Source organism: Vibrio fortis (assembly GCF_000695685.1).
GTDB classification, from domain to species: domain Bacteria; phylum Pseudomonadota; class Gammaproteobacteria; order Enterobacterales; family Vibrionaceae; genus Vibrio; species Vibrio fortis_A.
In genome coordinates, this window is the sequence record NZ_JFFR01000002.1 from 97489 (window position 1) to 119479 (window position 21991).

Consider the following 21991-nt stretch of genomic DNA (forward strand, 5'->3'; position numbering starts at 1 on the left):
TTTATGCACCACATTCAACCTGGATCACAAATGAGCGTTGGCAACGAAAGCCTAAACCTCACATTCAACGCAGATGGCGTACTAGGCGCAATTCGCAGTGATCGTTTAATGGTGTCTCTGTTCGATACGCCTGACTCAGAAATGGCTATCTCAAATGTATTCCTTCGCGTTAAGGGTGAGGGTAAATCAAATGTCACACCATTGCTTTTTTTTAATAACAAGATTGAAACGTTTAAGCAGAGCGATGGTTCACTACAGTGGGTAACAACAACGGAAGACTTTGAAGCTGTTGTGTCGATTAAAACGGCTGACCATACGTTTTTCTACGATGTGAGCATTACCAACCTCTCTTCACAGCCACTGACGTATGATCTGATTTACGGTCAAGACGTAGGTCTTGCGGATGAAGGCGCAGTGAAAACCAATGAACTGTACTGCTCTCAATACCTTGACCATCAAATCTTTGAAAACCAAATGGGTTACGTGGTTTGTAGCCGTCAGAACTTGCCTCAATCTTCAGGCAACCCGCGCATTCAATTGGGTTCTCTTTCACCTGTTGTTGGCTACAGCACCGATGGTTTCCAGTTCTTTGGTAAAGAGTTCAAGTTAACCGGTGAGGCCGTAGCATTGAACGCGCCTCAACTTGAAAACAAAAAATATCAATATGAGATGGGCTACATCGCGCTTCAAACTGAAGAAGTCACGCTTGCAGCAGACTCGTCTAAAGAAGTGGTTTTCTACGGCGTTGTCACTGCGGATTTCCCGAAATCAAATTCGGGCGAGCCTATTGAGCTGGAAGAGATTACAGCTAAGCACGCTCAACTAACGTTATCTGAAGAAATGGAACGTGAGCCCTTATCTTGCGTACACCAACCTAAAGGCGCGTACCTGCAGGGTGAAAAGCTGAGCACGAAAGAGATCACAGAGTTCTTCGGCGATGATCAAACGTTCGCAGACGTTAAAGACGGTGAACTGCTTTCATTCTTCTATGGCGACAACAAATACGTGACCTTGCCAGAAAAAGAGAAGCATCTAGAGCGTATGACAGGTCATGTGATTGCATCGGGTAATAACCAAGATTACCAGCAATCTATTATGAGCTCGACTCACTACATCAGCGGTGTTTTCAATTCACAGCTGACGCTGGGTAATACCTCATTCAATAAACTATTGGGTGTGTGCCGAAACCCACTAAACCAATTCACTCATGCAGGGCAAAGAGTATCGGTTGAAGTGGATGGAATCTACCGCGTATTGGGCATGCCTTCTGCTTACGAAACTGGCCAAAACTATTCGCGTTGGATCTATAAACTATTTGGTGGCTATCTAGAGATCGTTTCGTTCTCAAGTGCACAAAGCCCAATCATCCAGCTAGATATCACTAAGCACGGTATTGAGGCTCCGCTTTCAATTAAAGTGTCACATCAATTTGTTTTCGGTAACAACGAAGGTGAAGGCAGAGTCGAGATTGCAAGAGATGGCGAACTGTTCACTGTGACAGGCAAGAATGAACTGATTGATCAATTCATGCCGCAGCTGAGCTATGGCCTTGCAGTGTCAGGTATGGACGTAACGGCTGAAACGATCGGGCGTGCGGATTCGGACTCAGTAGAATATCTGGTACTTAACGGTTCCCTTGAAAGCCACTGTTCAATCGCGATTGGCGGTAAGACGGATGCGCTAAACACTACCGCACAGTTTATGGCGTTTGAGGCTGAACGCGAGCAATACCAAAAGGGTATTCAGTCCCTGAGCAAAGGCTTCAATGTTGATTTCAGTGAAGACAATGGAAACAGCCAGCGCATCAATACGTGTCTGAACTGGTTCACTCACAACGCCTTAGTTCACTACTCAACGCCACACGGCTTAGAGCAATACTCGGGCGCGGCATGGGGTACGCGTGATGTGTCTCAAGGCCCATTCGAACTGTTTATGTCGATGCAGGAATACGCAAAAGCAAAAGCGGTGCTTGAAGAGATCTACAGCCACCAATACCAAGAAACGGGCACTTGGCCTCAGTGGTTCATGTTCGATCAGTACGCGACTATCCAACAAGAAGAAGCGCATGGTGACATCGTAGTGTGGCCGCTCAAAGCTCTAGCTGACTACCTAAATACAACGGGCGACATGAGTATTCTGGATGTTGAACTGCCGTACACGCTAGCAGAAGAGGGCTTTATAAAGAGCGAAAGCCGCTTCACGTTAATGCACCACGTACAAACTCAAGTTCAGCATATGCTTGATAACCTTGTACCGGGTACATCGCTCTCTTGCTACGGTGATGGCGACTGGGACGATACGCTGCAACCAGCGAACCAATCACTGCGTGAGAACATGGTGAGTGGTTGGACAATTCCTCTCACGCTACAGGCGCTTAAAGGTATGTATCAAGCCCTTCAAGGCAGTGAACATCAAGACTACGCGGCTTCTTTGATGGAATTGGCCGACAAGATGGAAAGCGATTACCACCACTACTTGATTAAAGATGGCGTGATTGCGGGCTTTATCCATTTCGATCGCGATGAAGAGGGGAGCGTCAAACAAATTGAACACTTGCTGCATCCATCGGATCAAAAAACGGGCATCAACTACCGACTATTGCCAGCAAGCCGTTCAATCATTTCGGAAGTGTTTGATCCAGAAATGGCGAGCTCTCACATGGATATCATCAAGAAAAACCTTGTTCACCCTGACGGTGTTCGCTTGATGGACAAAATGGCCGAGTACAAAGCGGGTAAACAGAGCTACTTTAAGCGCGCAGAACTGGCAGCCAACCTTGGACGCGAAGTGGGCCTTCAATATTGTCACGCTCATATTCGATTCATCGAAGCGCTATGTAAGTTGGGTGATGCGGAAGCAGTATTCGACAACCTATATAAAATTATCCCAGTAGGTATTCAAGACCATGTACCAAATGCTGAGCTTCGTCAGTCGAACGCGTACTTCTCAAGTTCAGATGCGAAGTTCAACGACAGACCGACGGCTTACGACAACTTTGACCAAGTGAAGAACGGTGAGGTTGCGGTGAAAGGCGGCTGGAGAATCTACTCAAGTGGCCCAGGTATCTACGTGAACCAACTGATCTCTAACGTATTTGGTGTTCGATTCGCGCACAACGATCTCATTCTTGACCCAGTTATCTCACCGCGAGTTGGTCAAACGAAGATCCAGTTCGAGCTTGATGAGAAGCCAGTGACCTTGGTTATCGACTTGGTTGAAGGTTCACACACGCCAAAAGCAATCTCGATAAACGGTGAAACGGTGCCATTTGAACTGACTGAGAACCGCTACCGCTCTGGTGGTGCGAAGATCTCACGCGAGTGGTTACTTCAGAGATTGAGTAGTGAAGAAAACACCCTTCATATTTCCCTTTAATAATCTGTTGGGCTCAGCGATGGGCCCAACCCAAAAGGCTGAGTATGAGAAAAGTGCAAGGTGTGAAGAACTGGGATCTTAAAGGAAAGAAGTGAAATGAAAGTGACCATTAAAGACGTCGCTAAAAAAGCGAATGTCTCAATCGCAACCGTTTCGTACGCAATGAATGACTGCAATCGTGTCAGTGAAAAGACACGTCAGCATGTTCTCAATATTGCTCACGAGATGAACTATGTCGCTAACACCAATGCCAAGCAGTTGAAGCAACGCCGTAGCTATGCCATTGGCCTGTTTCTAAACAACTGGTTTGGCCCGATTTACAGCGAGCTTGTCAAAGGTATCGAGAAGGTCTGTCACCAACGTGGTTACGATCTTGTGGCTTGTAGTATGTACGGCAATGAAGATTCCACTGCTCATAAGTATATTCGAGACCGTGTCGTTGATGGCGCCGTGGTATTAACCAATTCATTTGATACCGAGTTTCTAAAGTCGGTCGCAGGTCCAGATTTCCCTATGGTGGTTCTAGACCGAGAATTAAGTGCTCCTGGTATCTACAACATCCTAATTGACAACTTTGGTGGTGCGTTCAGTGCAACCAAAGAGTTGGTGCTTAAGGGCTGCAAAGATATCTACTTCTTCACTGGGCCAGAAGACTCATACGATAGCAAGAAGCGACTGGATGGCTACATCTCAGCGTTGGGCTATTTCAATATGCCGGTCAAAAACCATCATTTGATTAAAAGCGATTTCACAGAAAAAACCGCGTACAAGCAGATGAAGGAATTATTGGAGCAAGGGCGCAGACCCGACGCCGTATTTGCGGCCAATGATGAAATGGCAATTGGCATTATTCGCGCAGCGAAGCGTTATGAAATAGACATCCCGAGTGAAATGAAGCTCGTCGGTTTCGACAATATAAGAATGGCAGAGTTAATGATTCCGAGTTTAACCACCGTTACCCATGAGAAAGAGGGGATGGGGGAGCTCGCAGCATCAACGCTTATCAATGCGCTTGATGAAAAAGCCAAAGAATCAAAAGCACTAACGATTTTGCCAACCTCATTAATTTTACGTGAAACTCTGTAGGATAGTTATGAAAAAGTGGTTGATTGGATGTGTGCTTGCGCTGAGTTCGCAAGTGTCACTCGCAGAAAATACCCGTATCGAAGTCATGACCCCAGTGGGTAACTACATGGACTTTGTCCGTTCTGAGTTAGTTCCTGAGTTCAAAAAAAGATATCCCAACGTAGACGTAGTCGTATCAAACGATGAAAACCTAGAAACCCGCATGGCAGCAGGTGATGTGCCAAATCTGTATGCAGGTGTGTTTGGTTACCAACCCGCGAAATACGCGAAGATGGGTAAGCTCGCTTACTTAGAGCAGTTCGAAGGATTCAATGCGATGGAGGACAGGATCGATCCTGTATTCATGCAGAAAAATTACGGTCGAAACTACTACATCCCTTGGAATGCAACAACGACGCTGATGCTCTACAACAAAGAGCTGTTCATTGAAGCGGGTTTAGATCCAGAGAACCCACCTCAAACCTGGGATGAATTTTTACACGCGGCAGAAAAGATCAGTCAACTGCCTCCTAGAGCAGATGGTAGCCCTGTGTACGGCACCGTGTTCTGGAACGAAGCGTTGTCGTGGGGGAGTTGGTACTGGAGCATGCTGGCTCAGATGTACTACAACTTCAACGACGGCCAATACGGCTTGCTTAATCGTTTCGGTACCAACCCTATCTTTGATAGAGAAGAAGCGAATCTAGCTCTGTTCTTTGAAACCATGGCTAAAGCTCAGCAGTATGCTCCGCTGACCATGGAGAAGAACTTCTTCTCACGCACCATCGGTATGTGGCCACAGTTTGGTTTTGGCTGGAAAGCTAACCTAACCGAAGCCGCAGGTAAACCAATGGTGGTAGGTGAAGATGTTGGACTAGCATCGATTCCGACGCTGAACAAAGGCGACACGTCATATTCCACACTAGATGGTCGCGCTCTGATGATCTTCAAAAACAGCGTAGAGAAAGAGCAGCTGTCGTGGGCGTTCTTAGAGCTGATGATGGAAGACGAGTTCAACCACAAAGCCAATATGGCGCTGGGTCAACTGCCAACACTGATCTCGCTAAAAGACCGACCTTACTACAACACGCCAGAAGCTAAGCCATTTGTTGAACAACTACCAAATGCAAAATTGAATGAACCTTTTGCGCTGTCATCCGACATGGCTGGCGTCATTCTTGAGCAGTATTCAAAGGCAGTGGTTAAGCGCGATGTCTCTGCTGAGGAAGCGGTAGAAGCGGCGGCGCAGCAAGCTGAAAAACTCATTAACGAATAGTGTGATAGGTCTAAGTGAAACTATGAAAAAAGATAACCTCATAACCGGCTACCTGTTCCTTGCACCTTGGATTGTGTACTTCGCGGTCTTTTTGATTTACCCGTTCTTCTTGTCATTTGAGAGCAGCTTTCTGAGCGTAAACATCCTGATGCCAGAGAACACTAAGTTCATCGGTTTAACCAACTGGATAACCGTGATAACGGACTTCTTGTTCTGGAAGTCACTGTTCAATGTTGTGTTTAACCAAGTCATCTTCGTCTCGTTGAGCTTCGTGATTGGACTGGGTTTGGCGTTGCTTCTCAATGAGATTAAGTTCTTATCGAGCATGTTCCGCACCATCATGTTTATTCCAGTAGTGACCTCAATTACCGTGGCGATGATCATTTTCGACTTCGTGTCTGGTCCTTCAGGTCCAATTCAAGACACCATGGTGGGTGCCAACCTTCTCTCAGAGCCGGTGTTCTGGAAGTTTGAAGAGTGGTTACCGATGCCTGTGATTGCGGTGTTCAGTGCATGGAAGTGGTTTGGTGTTCAAATGATCATCTTCCTTGGTGGTATCGCCAGTATAGACAAATCTCTCTTCGAAGCCGCTGACATTGATGGTGCATCGTGGTGGCGTAAGACCAAGAAAATTACTCTGCCGATGATCATGCCTCAGATCGTGTTCGTGATGACAATGAACATCATCAATGGCCTGCAGATGTTTATCGAAGTGTTCATGAATTTCGACTTAAACGGCGGCCCTTACCAATCGGCACTCACACCTGTGCTCTACCTCTACCAAACCGGTTTTGAGCAGATGAAGATGGGTGAAGCTTCAACCATTGGCTTAATGCTCGCTTGCGTAATTTACCTGCTGACGATGATGCAGTTAAAAATCACCAGTAAGGAAGACTAATCATGAATGCTGATACGAAAAAAAACCTACTGATTTACGGCACACTTCTGGTTGCCACTCTTATTGTGTTGTATCCGTTCTTCTACATGGTGATCAACTCATTTAAGACCGGCCCAGAGATCATGCACAGCCCAAACAGCTTACCAAAAGAGTGGTCGCTTGCTGGCTACATCAAGGTGTTTGACTCAGTGAACTTAGGGAGAGTGTTCTTCAACACCATCTTCATCTCGGTCACTGTCACGGTACTGAATACACTGTTCTCATCGATGGTCGCGTATTCGATTGTTAAGACCAACTTACCTGGCCGCGAGTTTTGGCTGAAAGTGATTCTTGGTTCGATGATGATTCCAGCGATTCTGTTCACTATCCCGACTTACATGATGATGTATGAGTGGAATTGGATTAACACCTATCGCGTGCTGATCATTCCGGGTGCCATCAGTGCATACAACATCTTCTTGATGGTTCAGTTCATGAAGCAGATAGACAACGCCTACTTGGAAGCGGCTCGAATTGATGGCGCAAGTGAGATGCGTATCTTCTTCAAAATCATTCTGCCGATGATGCGTCCTGCTTTGGCAACGGTCGGTATCCTTACCTTCATGGGGGCATGGAATGACTTTATGGGGCCGTTACTTTACGTACGTGACGACTCTCTGATGACGCTGCAGCTTGCTCTGTACAACTTTAAAACTGAAGTACCGGGAACCAATCTAGAGCAACTGTGGGCGATGACCACCATGATTGCGGTTCCTGTTGTGATTGTCTTTTTCTGCCTACAGAAGAACTTCATCAAGGCATTTACTGGCGTAGGGGTTAAGTAATGAAAGTATCGACAGGATATAAATTATTAGCGCTGGCCTCGGTTATTTTAATCGCCTACGGTTCAGCGTGGTTGAAAGCCTACTCACTATCTGAAAACTACTTTGCTTACGCAGAGCAGCAATACGAGCAAGGTGAGTTAGTGACTGCATTAAAAGGGATGAACAAACTCGAACTCAGAATTGAAGATGAGTATTTGGGAGGCTATCAGCAGGTGATTGAAACTTGGCGTAACGCAACGCTTGGTCCTAAGCCAGACGCTTACTATCAGTCGTTGGATAAACCTGCACTGATCATTGAGCAGCTTAACGAACAGCAGTTAATGGAGTTTATCGAGATCTACGTTCAGCTTGATTCTCGCTATGTGCCAACGGCGGCCGACCAACTGCGACGCTTAGCGAAGCAATCTGGTAATGATGCGTTGTACCAAGAGATGACTGAGTTTCTAACCGAAGCTTTCCCGCGTTACAAAATGAAAGAGATCTAATTGATGGCTCTATACAAAGACAGCTCTGCGAGTTACCAAACCAGAGCGCAAGATTTACTGTCTCAGATGACGCTTGCCGAGAAAGTGGGTCAGCTTTGCCAATCGCCAATGCTGGATTATGACGACAACAAGCAAGAGTATTTGATGAAAGTGGAGCAGGGTGCGTATGGCTCACGCATCCTTGCTGACACGGCATGGGCGGGTAATGCGCCGGGTGAATCGGTTGATCCGCACCAGCTGAATGAGATCCAAAAGGTGGCGATGGAAAAAAGCCGCCTTGGGATTCCCATCATATTTGCTCGCGATGTGATTTATGGCCAAAAGACAGTGCTGCCCATTCCTCTGGCTCAAGCATGTTCTTGGAACCCAACACTGGTTGAAGACGCTTACGAGTGCATTGCGGCTGAAGCGGCCTCGTTGGGCATCAACTGGACCTTTGCGCCTATGCTCGACATTGTTCGAGATCCTCGCTGGGGGCGAGTGATTGAGAGCTCTGGTGAAGACCCATACTTAACCAGTCAGTTTGCAAAGTCTGTGGTGAAAGGCTTTCAAGGTGACGACCCTTCACAACCGAATAAGCTGGTGGCCTGCGCCAAACACTTTGTAGGCTATGGAGCATCAGAAGGTGGTCGCGATTACGACACGACGGAATTGAGCGATAACACCTTGCACAATGTACACTTGCCGCCGTTTGCCGCAGCAGTGAAAGCAGGTGTTGCAACCATGATGTCTGGATTTAACGACCTTGGGGGTACACCAGTAACTGGCTCTCGTCCATTGATTCGAGACTGGCTCAAAGGCGAGCATAAGTTTGATGGCATGGTCGTCAGTGATTGGGGATCTATTTCCGATCTGGAATACTTCCAAGTTGCCAAAGACCCATCGGCTGCGGCATTAAAGGCGTTGGGTGCGGGTGTGGATATGGCGATGACGCACGAAGCATACGAAGATACCCTTGAAGAGCTGGTGAAGAACAATCCAAGCTTGCAAGAAAATCTTGATGAAGCTGTCTACCGCGTGCTGTTAACTAAGTTCCGCGCTGGGCTGTTTGAACGACCATACATCGACCCTGAACTGCATAACAGCGTGCTAGGTCTCGAAGAACATAAGCGTAAAGCGTTAGCTCTTGCTGAAGAGAGTATGGTACTGCTTAAAAACGACGGTGACTTGCTACCTTTAAATTCACAAGGTTTAACCGTTGCTGTGATTGGCCCTCATGCTCACTCACAGAGGCAGCACCTTGGTTCTTGGTGTTTAGATGGTAATGCGGATGACGTTGCTACGATTGCCGATGGCATCCAAGCAGCAGCGCCAGAGAACACCATAATTACTGACTCAAGCGCATTCAGTGATGACATGATTGAGTGTGCGCATCGAAGTGATGTAGTCGTGCTGTGTGTCGGTGAAAGCCATCGTCGAACGGGAGAAGCGCGCAACATCGCCGAGCTTGTGCTGCCACCGGGCCAAGAAGAACTGATTGAGGCCATTGGCAAAACGGGTAAACCTCTGATTGTGGTTCAGTGTACAGGCAGACCTGTACCGTCACCTAAGATAGAGCAATACGCCCAGTCACTGGTTTATGCATGGCAAAGCGGCACAGAGACAGGAAATGCGGTCGGTAACCTATTGTTTGGTCACAGTAATCCGAGTGGCAAGCTCACCATGACAGTACCAAGAAGCACAGGGCAAATCCCTATGTATTACGGCCGCAAGCCGATTGGTAAAATGCGAGCGTATCAAGAGTACATGCCATATAAGAATGAGCAAGATACACCGCTTTACCCATTCGGTTTCGGCTTAAGCTACTCGCAGTTTGAGTATGAGAAATTGACGGCGGTGACGCCTGAAATTACAGAGAACGAGAACCTAATTGTTGGGGTTGAAGTTGAAAATACCTCTGCGATTGCTGGGCAAGAAATTGTGCAGTGCTATATCTCTCGCAAAGTCTCTTCAACGACTCGTCCACAGAGAGAGCTGAAAGCCTTTGCTAAGTGCCATTTAGAAGGACATGAGCGCAAAACCGTGAGGCTTGAGATTGAGGCAGATGAGCTAAAATTTTACGGTAGCCAACAATGCTTTATGTACGAAAAGGGTGAAGTGGATGTGTATGTCGGTGGAAGTAGCCTAGCGACAGACAAGGTTATTGTGACTCTGAAATAATCCAAACATGCGTTAGTCAATTCAAATAGAAAACAAAAGAGTCCCCTTTAAGCTTCTGCACATAAGGGGGCTCTTTTTACATCTATCAAACGGACGCTAATGCTTGTTGCGTCGGCTTAGTTTAAGCCAGTTCAGCCAGTTTGCTCTGTGCTTCTGAGATGCCTTTTGCTGCTGCGTCTTCACCCATGTTTAGTGCTTCTGCGTAAACAAATTCCACATCTGTGATGCCAACGAAGCCAAGTACTGTGCGTAGGTAAGGTGTCACGCTGTCAGTCGCTGCGTCTTTGTGGACGCCACCACGAGTCGTTACTACGATCGCTTTCTTACCTTCGATTAGACCTTTCACGCCGTTCTCTGTGTAAGTGAACGTCACGCCAGCACGAGCAATTAGGTCAATCCAGTTTTTCAGCTGAGTTGGGATAGTGAAGTTGTACATAGGTGCAGCAATCACTAGCGTATCTGCCGCTTTAATCTCTTCGATTAGCGTATCAGATAGGTCAACAATGGCTTGCTGGTCTTGAGAAAGATCTTCCGTTGCGCGAAGCGCAGTTGCTACTGAAAAGTCCAACACTGGAAGTGGATTTGCAGCTAGGTCGCGAACAGTCAGTTTATCTTGGTCTACATTTTTGACGAACTCTTCAACCAGTTTAGTTGATTGAGAGTAATCGCCTAGGATGCTTGATTTTAGGGCTAATACACGAGACATAATGGTTTTCCTTGAATAAGTGCTTTTTGTTATGTGATGCATTATAGGAGAACAAAGAAAGCCTAAAAGGCGATAGATTCGCTTAAGTTGTTCGAAAAAATTGAATGACTCTAGAAGGGAGCATTTCGTTAGGTGCTTTCCGTTATCTTGTTCTAGCCCTTATGTGCTACAATTCGCAAAGTTTTATGTAATGAAAAGAATAGGACACGCTTTGACTTCGTCTCCGGAAAAAGCAGATAAGAATCAAGACGCCGCACGTTCGGACGCGGCAGACAATAATTCTGCTTCTCAGGCTAAGGCCTCCCAAAATACACCTGCCTCTCTTCGTAAAGCGCTCAAAGAATGTATGATGCGCGATCGCTTCCGTCTGAGTAAGCGAATTGCAGGTGCTAGCCGAATTAAAAACGAGAAATCGAAACACGCCGTCTTTGATGAGATTGCACTAGATATTGCCCAGTCGATGATGACGGCAACCCAGCGCGCTGCGCAAAAGCCAACCATCGAATACCCAGAAATCCTGCCAGTAAGCCAAAAGCGTGACGATATCGCTAAGGCAATTGAAGAGAACCAAGTGGTGATCGTAGCGGGTGAAACGGGTTCAGGTAAAACAACTCAACTTCCTAAGATCTGTTCTGAGCTTGGACGCGGTCGCTATGGCCTGATTGGTCATACTCAGCCACGTCGTCTAGCTGCTCGCTCTGTAGCGAACCGCATTGCTGAAGAGATGGAAACCCAACTGGGTGAGTTTGTGGGTTATAAGGTTCGATTTAACGATCAAATCTCGGACAACACACAAATCAAACTGATGACCGACGGTATTCTACTGGCGGAGATTCAGCACGACCGTTATCTCAACCAGTACGACACCATCATTATCGATGAAGCGCACGAACGCAGCTTGAACATCGACTTCATCATGGGTTACTTGAAAGAGTTGCTACCAAAGCGTCCTGATCTGAAAGTGATCATCACGTCGGCAACCATCGATCCTGAGCGTTTCTCTAAGCACTTCAATAATGCGCCAATCATTGAAGTATCAGGTCGTACTTACCCAGTAGAAACTCGCTACCGCCCACTGGGTGGTGAAGACAGTGATTCTGATCGCGACCAAATGGAAGGTATCTTCGAAGCGGTTGATGAGCTGTGCGATGAAGGCTTAGGTGACATCCTGATCTTCATGAATGGTGAGCGTGAGATTCGTGATACCGCAGATGCGCTAAGTAAGCGTAACCTGCGTGACACTGAAATCGTGCCGCTGTATGCACGTTTATCAGCGGGTGAGCAGAACCGCATCTTCCAATCGCACACGGGTCGTCGAATTGTACTGGCAACCAACGTAGCGGAAACCTCGCTAACGGTTCCGGGTATCAAGTACGTAATCGACCCAGGTACGGCACGTATCAGCCGCTATAGCTACCGTACTAAGGTACAGCGCCTACCGATTGAGCCTGTGTCTCAAGCGAGTGCTAACCAGCGTAAAGGTCGTTGTGGTCGTGTGGCTGAAGGTATCTGTATTCGTCTTTACTCAGAGGAAGATTTCGAATCACGTCCAGAGTTTACTGATCCTGAGATTCTGCGTACCAACCTTGCGTCGGTAATCCTGCAGATGACGGCTCTTGGTCTAGGCGATATCCAAGCTTTCCCATTTGTAGAAGCGCCAGATAAGCGCAACATCCAAGATGGTGTAAGACTGCTTGAAGAGCTAGGTGCGATTGCATCGGGCAAACCAAACAGCAAGAACAAGAACCAAGGCGACGATACTAAGAAGCTAACGGCTATTGGTCGCAAGCTATCTAAGCTGCCAATCGACCCGCGTTTAGCGCGTATGGTGATTGAAGCTCCCAACAATCGCTGTTTGCATGAAGTGATGGTTATTGCGTCTGCACTTTCAATCCAAGACCCGCGTGAGCGTCCATCAGACAAACAGCAATCGTCCGACGACAAGCACAAGCGTTTCTTCGATAAAGACTCAGATTTCATCACCTTCGTAAACCTGTGGGACTACATCAAGAAGCAACAAAAAGCGCTATCGAGCAATCAGTTCCGCAAACAGTGTAAGCAAGATTACCTGAACTACCTGCGTATTCGTGAGTGGCAAGATGTTTACTTCCAGATCCATCAAGCGATGCGTGAGTTAGATACCAAGCTTAACGACGAACCGGGTAGCTACGAAGGCATTCACCAGTCGCTGCTATCGGGCTTGCTATCGCACGTTGGTATGAAAGACCAAGAGAAGAACGAGTACCAAGGTGCACGTAACGCTCGCTTCCATATCTTCCCTGCGTCTGGCCTGTTTAAGAAGCAGCCTAAGTGGATCATGTCCGCTGAGCTGGTGGAAACCTCAAAACTATGGGGTCGTATCATTGCCAAGATTCAACCAGAGTGGATTGAGCCGTTAGCTAAGCACCTAATTAAGCGCAGCTACAGCGAACCTCATTGGTCGAAGAAACAAGCCGCGGTTATGGCGCACGAGAAAGTGATGCTTTACGGCATTCCAATCGTACCTAAGCGTCTAGTGAACTACGGTTCGATTGACCCAACTGTCAGCCGTGAGTTGTTTGTACGCAGTGCATTGGTTGAAGGTGAGTGGGAAACTAAACACGCTTTCTTCAAACAGAACCGTAAGCTTCTACAAGAAGTGGAAGAGCTAGAGCATAAATCGCGTCGTCGTGACATCTTGATTGATGACGATGAGCTGTTTGAGTTCTACGACCAGCGTGTTGGTGAAGAGGTAGTTTCTGGCCGTCACTTCGATACGTGGTGGAAGAAAACCAGCAAACAGACGCCTGAACTACTGAACTTCGAGAAATCGATGCTGTTTCGTGGCGATGCGAGCCACGTTACTGACTTAGATTACCCGAACTTCTGGCACCAAAATGGTTTGAAGCTAAAACTGAGCTATCAATTTGAGCCGGGCGATGATAACGATGGTGTGACGGTTCACGTACCACTGCCGATTCTGAACCAAGTAGAGCAGAGTGGCTTTGATTGGCAGATCCCGGGATTACGTCAAGAACTTGTCATTAGCCTTATCAAATCGCTACCTAAGACGTTACGACGTAACTTTGTGCCCGCGCCAAACTATGCAGATGCATTCCTTGCGCGAGTAACACCACTTGAAGCGCCGCTACTCGATTCTCTAGAGAAAGAGCTACGCCGTATGACAGGTGTCGAAGTAGTACGTGATGATTGGAAACTTGACCAGATCCCTGAGCACTTAAAAGTGACATTCCGAGCGGTTGACCACCGTCGTCGTAAGCTGAAAGAGCACAAAGATCTGCACGAGTTGAAAGAGAGCTTGAAAGACAAGGTTCAAGAAACGCTTTCTAAAGTGGCTGACGACGATATCGAGCAGCAGAACCTTCACACGTGGAGCTTTGGCGAACTGCCGAAGGTGTATCAACAAAAACGTGGCGGTTATGACGTAAAAGCCTTCCCTGCATTAGTGGATACCAAAGACAGCGTAGAGATCAAACTGTTCGAAACTGAGCAAGAGCAGATCTCAGCAATGAAGGCGGGTCAGCGTCGTCTGATCTTGCTTAACGTGCCATCGCCGATTAAGTACCTACACTCGAACCTGCCAAACAAATCTAAGTTAGGTCTGTACTTCAACCCTTACGGTAAAGTCCTTGATTTGATTGATGATTGTATCGCTTGTGGTATCGATAAGCTTATCGAAGAGAAGGGCGGTTTGGTTTGGGAACCAGAGCAGTTTGAAGCATTGAAAGAGCACGTTCGTGCAGAGCTTGGTGATACGGTTGTCGAGATCGCTCAGCAAGTTGAAACCATTCTAACGACAGCGTTCAACATCAACAAAAAGCTGAAAGGGCGTGTTGATCTATCGATGGCATTTGCCTTGTCGGATATCAAAGCGCAGATAGAAGGGTTAATATTCAAGGGCTTTGCGACTGAGTGTGGTTGGAAGCGTTTGCCGGACATTCTGCGCTACATGCGCGCAATTGAGCGTCGTATGGAGAAACTGCCGATTGATCCGAACAAAGACCGCCTACACATGATTAAAGTCGAATCAGTAATGAGCGATTACAAAGAGTTACTGAATAAGGTGCCAAAAGGGATCGCGGTTCCAGAAAATGTCAAAGAGGTGCGTTGGATGATAGAAGAGCTTCGTGTAAGCTTCTTCGCACAGCAACTTGGCACGCCGTACCCAGTATCGGATAAGCGTGTTAAAAACGCTATCGATGCTTGTTAAGGATTGAGCGAGACAATCGAGCAAGGTTCAGGTATGAATCTTGCTTATTTTCTTGTTAATTGGATAGTAATTACAAAAAGACGTTTTAGTGGCAATCATTTACCGCTTAAGCGTCGCTAGGACGAGAAGGTCAAGTATGAAAAAAACGTTATTAGCGCTAGCTCTGCTAGGTGCATCTTCAACAGCGATGGCTGATTCATGGTTATACGGTGGCGTAATGGGTGGTCAAAACTCACTAGGCAACGAAGAAGAAACGGCTGTTGGTATCCACGTGGGTACAGGTATTCTACCTATCATCGGTGTAGAGGCAGGTTACTGGGATCTAGGTTCTTTCGATAGCGTTAAGTACGGTAACCGTGACGTTAAGAACATGGATGCAAGCACTGCATACCTAGCTATTAAGCCAAGCATCGACTTCGGCCCTCTACACGTTTACGCGAAAGGCGGTCTGCACTCTTACGAGCTGAAGGGCGATTCTTTCAAGCAAGACGACGTTGATATCATGTACGGTGTTGGTGCAGAGTACTTCATCTTTGGTCCAGTATCTGTTGGTGCAAGCTACCAGAACTTCAAGATGAAAGATGATGACTCAGGTGTATTCACGCTAAACGCGACAATCCACCTACTGTAAGATTTTTCTAAAGCAGTGAGTCGTCATTTTGGCGCTTTCGATTTGAATCGCACCAAAAACAACGAATTAATAAAAACGCCAGCGTAATTGCTGGCGTTTTTGTATTTGGGCTTTGACTAGCTCTATCATAACTAACTAGTTTAGCGAGACTTTTTACTGTCTAGAATCTGTTGGATTCTCGGGTTCAGCGCTTTACCGTGCTTCTCTTCATACTCTTCACGTTTCAAGTCGTTGAGGTTCTTCACTGAGTTCGCAGCCAACAAATGTTGTGGCAGTTCAGTATGAAGCATGCCTTTCTCATCAAGTCTTTTCGCTTCCAAGTAGTACTTCTTGAATAGAGCATCAAGCTTGTTTTCAGCTGTGCGTTTCAAGTCGTAGAGTTTGTTCTGAATTAGCCACTTTTCAATTGGGTTGATTGCCGTGCGAGAAAGTACGCGAATGCGGCTATCCAATAGCTCTTCTTCTGTCAGTGAATCTTTTAGGATCCACAGCTCACCCATTTGTGGTGGCCAGCTGTTACCCAATTGAATACGCTCATGACAGTGCATCAGCACGCGGTTTAAGCCGTCAGAGTCGATGGTATTCGCGAACTCAATGAACTTACCGCTTGGCTCACTACCGTATTGGTATTCCCATTGCGTTTCATACACGCTTAGAAATGAACCGAATACATGGATACACCAGTCAGACAGTTCTAGCTCAGCCGGATCTTGGTCAACGACGGGTACTTGCTGATTTGAGCCAGTATTGGACTCAACAGCAGGTACCGATGGCGAAGCAGCGACCGGTAAAACTTCTGGAACAACAGCAGGCTCAGGATCAGAAAGTTGGCTTTTTGCCTTTCTGGATGAGTTGCTGCCTGAAGCGCTCAGATGGGCTAAGCTTTTGTCGATACCCATTTCCTTGAGTTTGTCCTGAAGTTCCTGAATATTGAGCGGTTTTCGGTTGTTGTCTTTCATTTTGCTTCTCGTTTACTAGCCAGTACTGCAACTTAGATTCAATTCGAGATATTGGCATTAATTCATTGGCTTTGGCTTTGTACCAAAGGACAAACTTCTTCCATATTAGATTATGGTCACCGGACAATCCGGAAAACTTAAACGCACGTTCAGCCCACGATGGAATGTTCTCTTCATCCAGATCGTGAGTTGAAATTGTGTTGCCATTCATTCCACCGCGGCTTTGTGGGCGAGCGGAAGTCGACATCACTTGCATTGGCGCTGGAGCAGGCTGATATTTCGGCGCTGGAGCAGGCTGATATTTCGGTGCAGGTGCAGGTGCAGGTGCAGGTGAATAAACTGGAATGGAGTTGACCTGTTGTGCAGGTTGCTCTTGTTCCAGCAGCATCTTAAACACGTGAATCTCTTGGTTGTCTCTGCGCTCGACTTTCACTTTGTCTAGCCAACCATTGTCGACTAGGGCTTTTAAGCAGTCTGCTAATCCGAAAACGGATAGAGCCGTCAGCGTAGAAGCCTTGTTAAGCTCAATCGTTGCGTAGCCTTCATCATCGGCATTGTCTGCGAGTAAAAGCATCACCAACTTTTCAGCTGGGCTGCTGGTATTAATTTTCCAAGTAAGATAGGTAAATTTAGCGCTCAAAATGATGCTCTTGATAAAGTACAACTCATGTTCCCATTGTAAGCCACCCACACCGGAATTTATAGCAACTTCAGCTAAATCAATGTCAGCTAAACAAATATTAAGCATTGCTGAGTATTCAACACTCCACCTCTATTTCAAAATGACGCATTTCAGAATCATAACGACCTATTTAAGAACCATAACGGACCAAGAGTGAACAGTTCGTCACGTAAGGTATTGAAAGTGTATGAACTTGATTGACTAATGGTTAGAAATGATTCATGAGTCGAATAAATTTATAAATGAGACTTGATTTGATCAATAGTTGAGCTATTATGACGATAAGTCAAAAATGACGAAGCGTCACAAAATGGCAGCGTACATGATTATGGGATTCATGTTATTATATTGAGTAGGAGTATTGTTTAATACAGACAAGGTTTAAAACAGGCCGCGTCTGTATACAGGCTGAGTTAAGGTACGGACTAAACATGAAGTTTGGCTTAGGTTGCAAAGATGAAATAAAAGGAATGCTAGGGTGTATCTCGGGCATGACTAAGAAACAACAAGCGATCGCAGAACGCGAGGTAGAGCTTATGTTGTTGGCAAGGGATATCGTTAGAGAGCAGGGCTTTGGTAACTTAACAATGGATAAGTTAACCGCTGCGAGCTCTTACTCGAAAGGGACGATATACAATCATTTTTGCAGTAAAGAAGACGTTGTTTTAGCCCTGTGTATTCATTCACTTAAAACAGAGGCGATGTTATTTGCGCGCTCTGGAGAGTTTGAAGGCACAAGCCGTGAAAAAGTAATGGCCCTGCACGTTGCATACCGAATCTATGCACGCATGGAGCCAGTACTGTCAACCTGTGCAATTATGGCTAAGAGCCCTTGGATACTAGAGAAGGCCTCGCCAACAAGAGTGCAAGAGCTTAATCAACTCGAAGAGATGGTGATTCAGCATGCCGATGAGTTGGTAAACCGCGCTGTTGAAGCGGGGGATCTGAAGTTCTCTTCTGGAATTGGTTCTGATGCTATTGTTTTTGCAAACTGGTCGATCGCTTTTGGTTCCAACGCCTTGAACCAAAATGCATCTAACAGCCACTGTATTAAACGAATCCAAGACCCATATTCAGTGTTACACAACGCCAACATGCTTTTAGATGGCTTGAACTGGAAGCCGCTCTCTTCGGAATGGGATTATAAAAAGACCTGGCGCCGAGTAGAGCAAGAGTTGTTCAGTGAAGAAGTCGCCTACCTAGAATCTGTTGGTCGTTAAGTAGATTCAGCCCACTAATGTGGGTTGTTTTAGCACCATTAGTGACGAATCGTCAAAAAAATGAACTGATTTGAGTAGAAGCGAGTCAGTTCTTAGTTTTGACCTCATTTTGTATGTTTGCCAGCGAATTGCTGGTTTTTAAATATACATTTATGACGAATCGTCACATATGGAGGCTGTGATGGAACCCCAAAATCAACCATCAGAAACACAGAGTGCTTGGTATACTTTACCCACCCAACGCTCGTTTATAACGCTGTTCGTAGTGTTAGCGGTGATCGCCGTTGCGACGTTCGGTGCCAAAAACCTCTATTTCAGAGGTGACTACAACATCTTCTTTGAAGGAACCAACAAACAGTTGATGGCGTTTGACGAGATTCAAACCACCTTCGCCAAAACAGACAACCTTTCCATTGTGATCGCCCCAGACGATGGCAATGTCTTCACTCCAGAGACTCTCACACTGGTTCAAAACCTCACCGTCGATTCATGGCAGATCCCATACTCTAGTCGTGTCGATTCCATCGCCAACTACCAACATACCGAAGCGTTCGAAGATGACCTCTTGGTAGAAGATCTCCTATATGAAGAGTACGAGCACACGCCAGAGCGAATCGCCAAAGTAAAACAGATTGCCCTCAACGAGCCACTCCTCAAGAATGCGTTGGTGTCGGCATCTGGCGATGTAACGATTGTTAATGTGACCGTACAACTGCCAGAAGTGGATAAAACGGCCGAAGTACAAGAAGTTATCGCGGCTATTAATGCCATGATCGACAAGTACCAAGCTCAGTATCCGAATGTTGAATTCCATAAAGCGGGCATCATCGCCATGAACAACGCCTTTATGACTTCCGCTCAAGAGGACAGCTCAACGCTAGTGCCATTAATGCTGTTAGTGGTGTTGGTGTTCCTTACCTTTATGCTACGTTCGTTCTTTAGTGTTGTTGCAACCCTTGTGGTGATCATTTCCTCGATTCTCGCGACCATGGGCTTGTCTGGTTGGGCTGGTATGTTCTTAAGTACCGCAACCGTGAATGTTCCAACATTGGTGTTAACCCTAGCGGTGGCTGACTGTGTACATGTGATTGTGACTATGCGCCAAGCCATGCAGCGTGGAATGACCAAAGCCGAAGCAATTCAATACAGTATCAAGCTTAACTTCATCCCAATTCTAATCACGTCGGTGACCACAGCGATTGGTTTCTTGATGATGAATATGTCGGATTCTCCAGTATTGCGAGACTTCGGTAACTTGTCTGCACTGGGTGTGATTATCGCGTGCTTGTTATCAGTCTCTCTGCTACCTGCGCTACTAAACTTGCTGCCAGTGAAACGCCTTGCGCCAACCACCAATGAGTCTGAAAAAGTCACCTTCATGGACAAGTTGGGCGATTTCGTTGTCAACAATCGCAAAGCCTTGTTGCCTGTATCTACGTTAGTGATAGTAGTTGCTGCGGCGTTGATTCCACTTAACAAAGTCAATGACGAATCGGTGAAATACTTTGATACCTCAAATGAATTTCGCCAAGCCGCTGACTTTATGGAACAGACGATCAGCGGCATGACCAACCTGAGTATCGCGATAAAAACCAACGAGTCTCAAGGCATTGCTGACCCAGTGTTCTTGCAAGCGATAGGCGACTTCAGTGAGTGGCTACGCGTTCAACCAGAAACTGACCATGTTGCAACACTGTCAGACGTTTATAAGCGTTTGAATAAGAACATGCATGGTGATGATCCTAGTTATTACCAACTGCCTCTCGACCGTGAACTCGCGGCGCAATACCTGCTTCTTTACGAGATGTCTCTGCCTTATGGGTTAGACCTAAACAACCAGATCAACGTCGATAAATCCTCGATCAAAATGGTACTCACCGTCGACAACCTCGGCAGTGTGGAGCTAGTGGAACTTGAAGAGCGTATCTACGCATGGTTCGCAGCCAATGCACCTCAATATGAAGTGGTCGCGTCTAGTCCATCACTGATGTTTGCTCACATCGGCGAAACCAACATGGCGAGTATGCTTTCTACCTTGCCAATCACGCTAGTGCTTATCTCTGCGCTGATGATCTTCGCTCTGCGTTCGGTTCGCTTGGGTGTAATTAGCCTAGTTCCAAACATTGCGCCAGCGATCATTGGTTTTGGTTTATGGGCGCTTATCTCGGGCGAAATTAACCTTGGTTTGTCAGTCGTTGTGACGCTTACCTTGGGTATCGTGGTTGATGATGCGGTGCACTTCCTAAGTAAATACCAGCGCGCGCGCAAAGAAGGACAGTCGGCTGAACAGGCGGTGCGTTACGCCTTCCACACCGTTGGTCGTGCATTGTGGATCACCACAGTGGTGCTTGTTGCTGGCTTTAGTGTACTTGCGCTATCTGGCTTCAGACTCAACGCCGACATGGGCTTACTGAGTGCCATTGTTATCTTCATCGCACTGGTTGTGGATTTCATCTTACTACCAATCTTGCTGATGATTTTCGACAAAGAAAACCACTACGTGAGCGACGCAAAAAAGCAAACCGCTGAGACCCTATCAACCTCAACTGCTGAAAAACATGCAAACCCAACGGCTGAGTTATCCGCTTCGACCAAATAAGGAAATGTTAGCCTGCAGATGCGGGCTGACCAAGGAGATCATTATGAAAAGCTTTAAACACTCTATTCGTAACAAAACAATGGTTAATAAAACAAAAGCAAAAAAAACACTAATAACGTCAATGATAACAATGGGTGCACTAACCATAGGCACATTTGCGGCTTTACCTGCACTGGCTGACCCTGCAAAAGGGCTAGAAATTGCAGAAAAACGCAAAAGCCTAGATACAGGCTGGGGCGACTCGGTTGCTACTATGGAAATGCTGCTTAAAAACAAACAAGGAGAGAGCAGCACTCGCTTAATGCGTCTTAAATCTTTAGAGGTTGATAACGATGGCGATAAAGGCTTAACCATCTTCGACCAACCGCGAGATGTAAAAGGGACAGCTTTCCTTAACCATTCGCACATCACCAAGCCAGATGACCAATGGTTGTATCTGCCGGCTCTAAAACGTGTGAAACGAATTTCTTCACGTAACAAGTCAGGCCCGTTTATGGGTAGTGAGTTTGCTTACGAAGACTTGAGTTCGTTCGAGCTAGAAAAGTACACCTTTAACTATGTAGAAGACGCCAAACTCGATGGACTAGACACGTTTGTGTTAGAGCAAGTACCAACCGATAAAAACTCAGGTTACACCAAGCAGAAGGTGTGGCTCGACCAAGAGCACTACCGCCCAATGAAAGTCGAATTTTACGACCGTAAAGGTGCACTGTTGAAAACCTTGTCGTTCCAAGATTACAAACAGTACCTAAATCAGTACTGGCGTGCTCACACTATGGCGATGCAGAACCATCAAACGGGTAAAAGCACCGTCCTAACCACAACAGATTTGGTGTTCCAGAACGGACTTGAAGAGCGCGACTTCCAGAAAAACACCCTTAAGCGAGCGAAGTAGGGCATT

At 46.5% G+C, this 21991-nt stretch carries 15 protein-coding genes; 12 read left to right on the forward strand and 3 right to left on the reverse strand.

The genetic code is table 11. The features are described 5' to 3' along the window. Positions 1–3 precede the first annotated feature (3 nt). The 7 genes from VFDL14_RS22080 to VFDL14_RS22050 all read left to right on the forward strand — a co-directional run bounded on the left by VFDL14_RS22080 (position 4) and on the right by VFDL14_RS22050 (position 10083). Positions 4–3375 carry a GH36-type glycosyl hydrolase domain-containing protein gene (locus tag VFDL14_RS22080; RefSeq protein WP_032548778.1) on the forward strand — a complete coding sequence of 1124 codons (3372 nt, stop codon included), beginning with the start codon at positions 4–6 and terminating at the stop codon, positions 3373–3375. A gap of 96 nt (positions 3376–3471) precedes the next feature. Further along, on the forward strand, positions 3472–4461 hold the full coding sequence (locus tag VFDL14_RS22075; protein WP_032548779.1) for a LacI family DNA-binding transcriptional regulator: 990 nt from the start codon (positions 3472–3474) through the stop codon (positions 4459–4461). A 7-nt stretch (positions 4462–4468) separates the two neighbouring features. After that, on the forward strand, positions 4469–5716 hold the full coding sequence (locus VFDL14_RS22070) for an extracellular solute-binding protein (RefSeq protein ID WP_032548781.1): 1248 nt from the start codon (positions 4469–4471) through the stop codon (positions 5714–5716). Positions 5717–5738: 22 nt separating this feature from the next. Further along, positions 5739–6614, forward strand: coding sequence for a carbohydrate ABC transporter permease (locus tag VFDL14_RS22065; protein WP_032548782.1), 876 nt, complete (start codon positions 5739–5741; stop codon positions 6612–6614). A 2-nt stretch (positions 6615–6616) separates the two neighbouring features. Next, on the forward strand, positions 6617–7438 hold the full coding sequence (locus VFDL14_RS22060; RefSeq protein WP_032548784.1) for a carbohydrate ABC transporter permease: 822 nt from the start codon (positions 6617–6619) through the stop codon (positions 7436–7438). Then, positions 7438–7923 carry a hypothetical protein gene (locus VFDL14_RS22055; protein ID WP_032548785.1) on the forward strand — a complete coding sequence of 162 codons (486 nt, stop codon included), beginning with the start codon at positions 7438–7440 and terminating at the stop codon, positions 7921–7923. The genes VFDL14_RS22060 and VFDL14_RS22055 overlap by 1 nt, the downstream gene beginning before the upstream one ends. 3 nt (positions 7924–7926) lie before the next feature. Further along, complete coding sequence (locus VFDL14_RS22050; RefSeq protein WP_032548786.1) at positions 7927–10083, forward strand: glycoside hydrolase family 3 N-terminal domain-containing protein; 2157 nt, start codon at positions 7927–7929, stop codon at positions 10081–10083. A 121-nt stretch (positions 10084–10204) separates the two neighbouring features. Here VFDL14_RS22050 and VFDL14_RS22045 read toward each other — a convergent pair whose 3' ends face one another. After that, entirely contained in the window at positions 10205–10789 is a 585-nt protein-coding gene (locus VFDL14_RS22045) for an FMN-dependent NADH-azoreductase (protein WP_032548787.1), read from the reverse strand. 211 nt (positions 10790–11000) lie between these two features. Here VFDL14_RS22045 and hrpA point away from each other — a divergent pair, with 211 nt between their 5' ends. Both hrpA and VFDL14_RS22035 read left to right on the forward strand, forming a co-directional pair. Next, entirely contained in the window at positions 11001–14999 is a 3999-nt protein-coding gene (gene hrpA / locus VFDL14_RS22040; RefSeq protein ID WP_084181768.1) for an ATP-dependent RNA helicase HrpA, read from the forward strand. Positions 15000–15135: 136 nt separating this feature from the next. Beyond that, entirely contained in the window at positions 15136–15630 is a 495-nt protein-coding gene (locus VFDL14_RS22035; RefSeq protein WP_032548790.1) for an outer membrane beta-barrel protein, read from the forward strand. 140 nt (positions 15631–15770) lie between these two features. Here the strand turns inward: VFDL14_RS22035 and VFDL14_RS22030 are convergent, their stop codons facing one another. After that, positions 15771–16529: a hypothetical protein gene (locus tag VFDL14_RS22030; protein WP_032548791.1), complete on the reverse strand. Its 759-nt coding sequence runs from the start codon at positions 16527–16529 to the stop codon at positions 15771–15773. Further along, positions 16450–17229, reverse strand: coding sequence for a hypothetical protein (locus VFDL14_RS22025; protein ID WP_032549682.1), 780 nt, complete (start codon positions 17227–17229; stop codon positions 16450–16452). Before VFDL14_RS22025 ends, VFDL14_RS22030 begins: the two co-directional genes overlap by 80 nt. A 473-nt stretch (positions 17230–17702) precedes the next feature. On the opposite strand from VFDL14_RS22025, the gene VFDL14_RS22020 reads away from it, so the two are divergent. From VFDL14_RS22020 to VFDL14_RS0122845, 3 genes are all read left to right on the forward strand, one after another. Then, a complete protein-coding gene (locus tag VFDL14_RS22020; protein WP_032548792.1) occupies positions 17703–18491 on the forward strand; it encodes a TetR/AcrR family transcriptional regulator in 789 nt (262 codons plus the stop codon). A 181-nt stretch (positions 18492–18672) separates the two neighbouring features. After that, positions 18673–21090, forward strand: a complete 2418-nt coding sequence (locus VFDL14_RS0122840; protein ID WP_419177357.1) for an efflux RND transporter permease subunit — start codon at positions 18673–18675, stop codon at positions 21088–21090. A gap of 121 nt (positions 21091–21211) precedes the next feature. Beyond that, positions 21212–21985: an outer membrane lipoprotein-sorting protein gene (locus VFDL14_RS0122845; RefSeq protein ID WP_050487328.1), complete on the forward strand. Its 774-nt coding sequence runs from the start codon at positions 21212–21214 to the stop codon at positions 21983–21985. Positions 21986–21991: the final 6 nt, after the last annotated feature.

Excerpts from the sequence above, each read along its gene's own strand:
- VFDL14_RS22045 (WP_032548787.1), bottom strand. The coding sequence starts at position 10,789 with ATGTCTCGTGTATTAGCCCTAAAATCAAGCATCCTAGGCGATTACTCT.
- VFDL14_RS22060 (WP_032548784.1), top strand. The coding sequence starts at position 6,617 with ATGAATGCTGATACGAAAAAAAACCTACTGATTTACGGCACACTTCTG.
- VFDL14_RS22070 (WP_032548781.1), top strand. The coding sequence starts at position 4,469 with ATGAAAAAGTGGTTGATTGGATGTGTGCTTGCGCTGAGTTCGCAAGTG.
- VFDL14_RS22055 (WP_032548785.1), top strand. The coding sequence starts at position 7,438 with ATGAAAGTATCGACAGGATATAAATTATTAGCGCTGGCCTCGGTTATT.
- VFDL14_RS22065 (WP_032548782.1), top strand. The coding sequence starts at position 5,739 with ATGAAAAAAGATAACCTCATAACCGGCTACCTGTTCCTTGCACCTTGG.
- VFDL14_RS22035 (WP_032548790.1), top strand. The coding sequence starts at position 15,136 with ATGAAAAAAACGTTATTAGCGCTAGCTCTGCTAGGTGCATCTTCAACA.
- VFDL14_RS22020 (WP_032548792.1), top strand. The coding sequence starts at position 17,703 with ATGAAGTTTGGCTTAGGTTGCAAAGATGAAATAAAAGGAATGCTAGGG.
- VFDL14_RS22030 (WP_032548791.1), bottom strand. The coding sequence starts at position 16,529 with ATGGGTATCGACAAAAGCTTAGCCCATCTGAGCGCTTCAGGCAGCAAC.
- VFDL14_RS0122845 (WP_050487328.1), top strand. The coding sequence starts at position 21,212 with ATGATAACAATGGGTGCACTAACCATAGGCACATTTGCGGCTTTACCT.
- VFDL14_RS22075 (WP_032548779.1), top strand. The coding sequence starts at position 3,472 with ATGAAAGTGACCATTAAAGACGTCGCTAAAAAAGCGAATGTCTCAATC.
- VFDL14_RS0122840 (WP_419177357.1), top strand. The coding sequence starts at position 18,673 with ATGGAACCCCAAAATCAACCATCAGAAACACAGAGTGCTTGGTATACT.
- VFDL14_RS22080 (WP_032548778.1), top strand. The coding sequence starts at position 4 with ATGCACCACATTCAACCTGGATCACAAATGAGCGTTGGCAACGAAAGC.
- VFDL14_RS22050 (WP_032548786.1), top strand. The coding sequence starts at position 7,927 with ATGGCTCTATACAAAGACAGCTCTGCGAGTTACCAAACCAGAGCGCAA.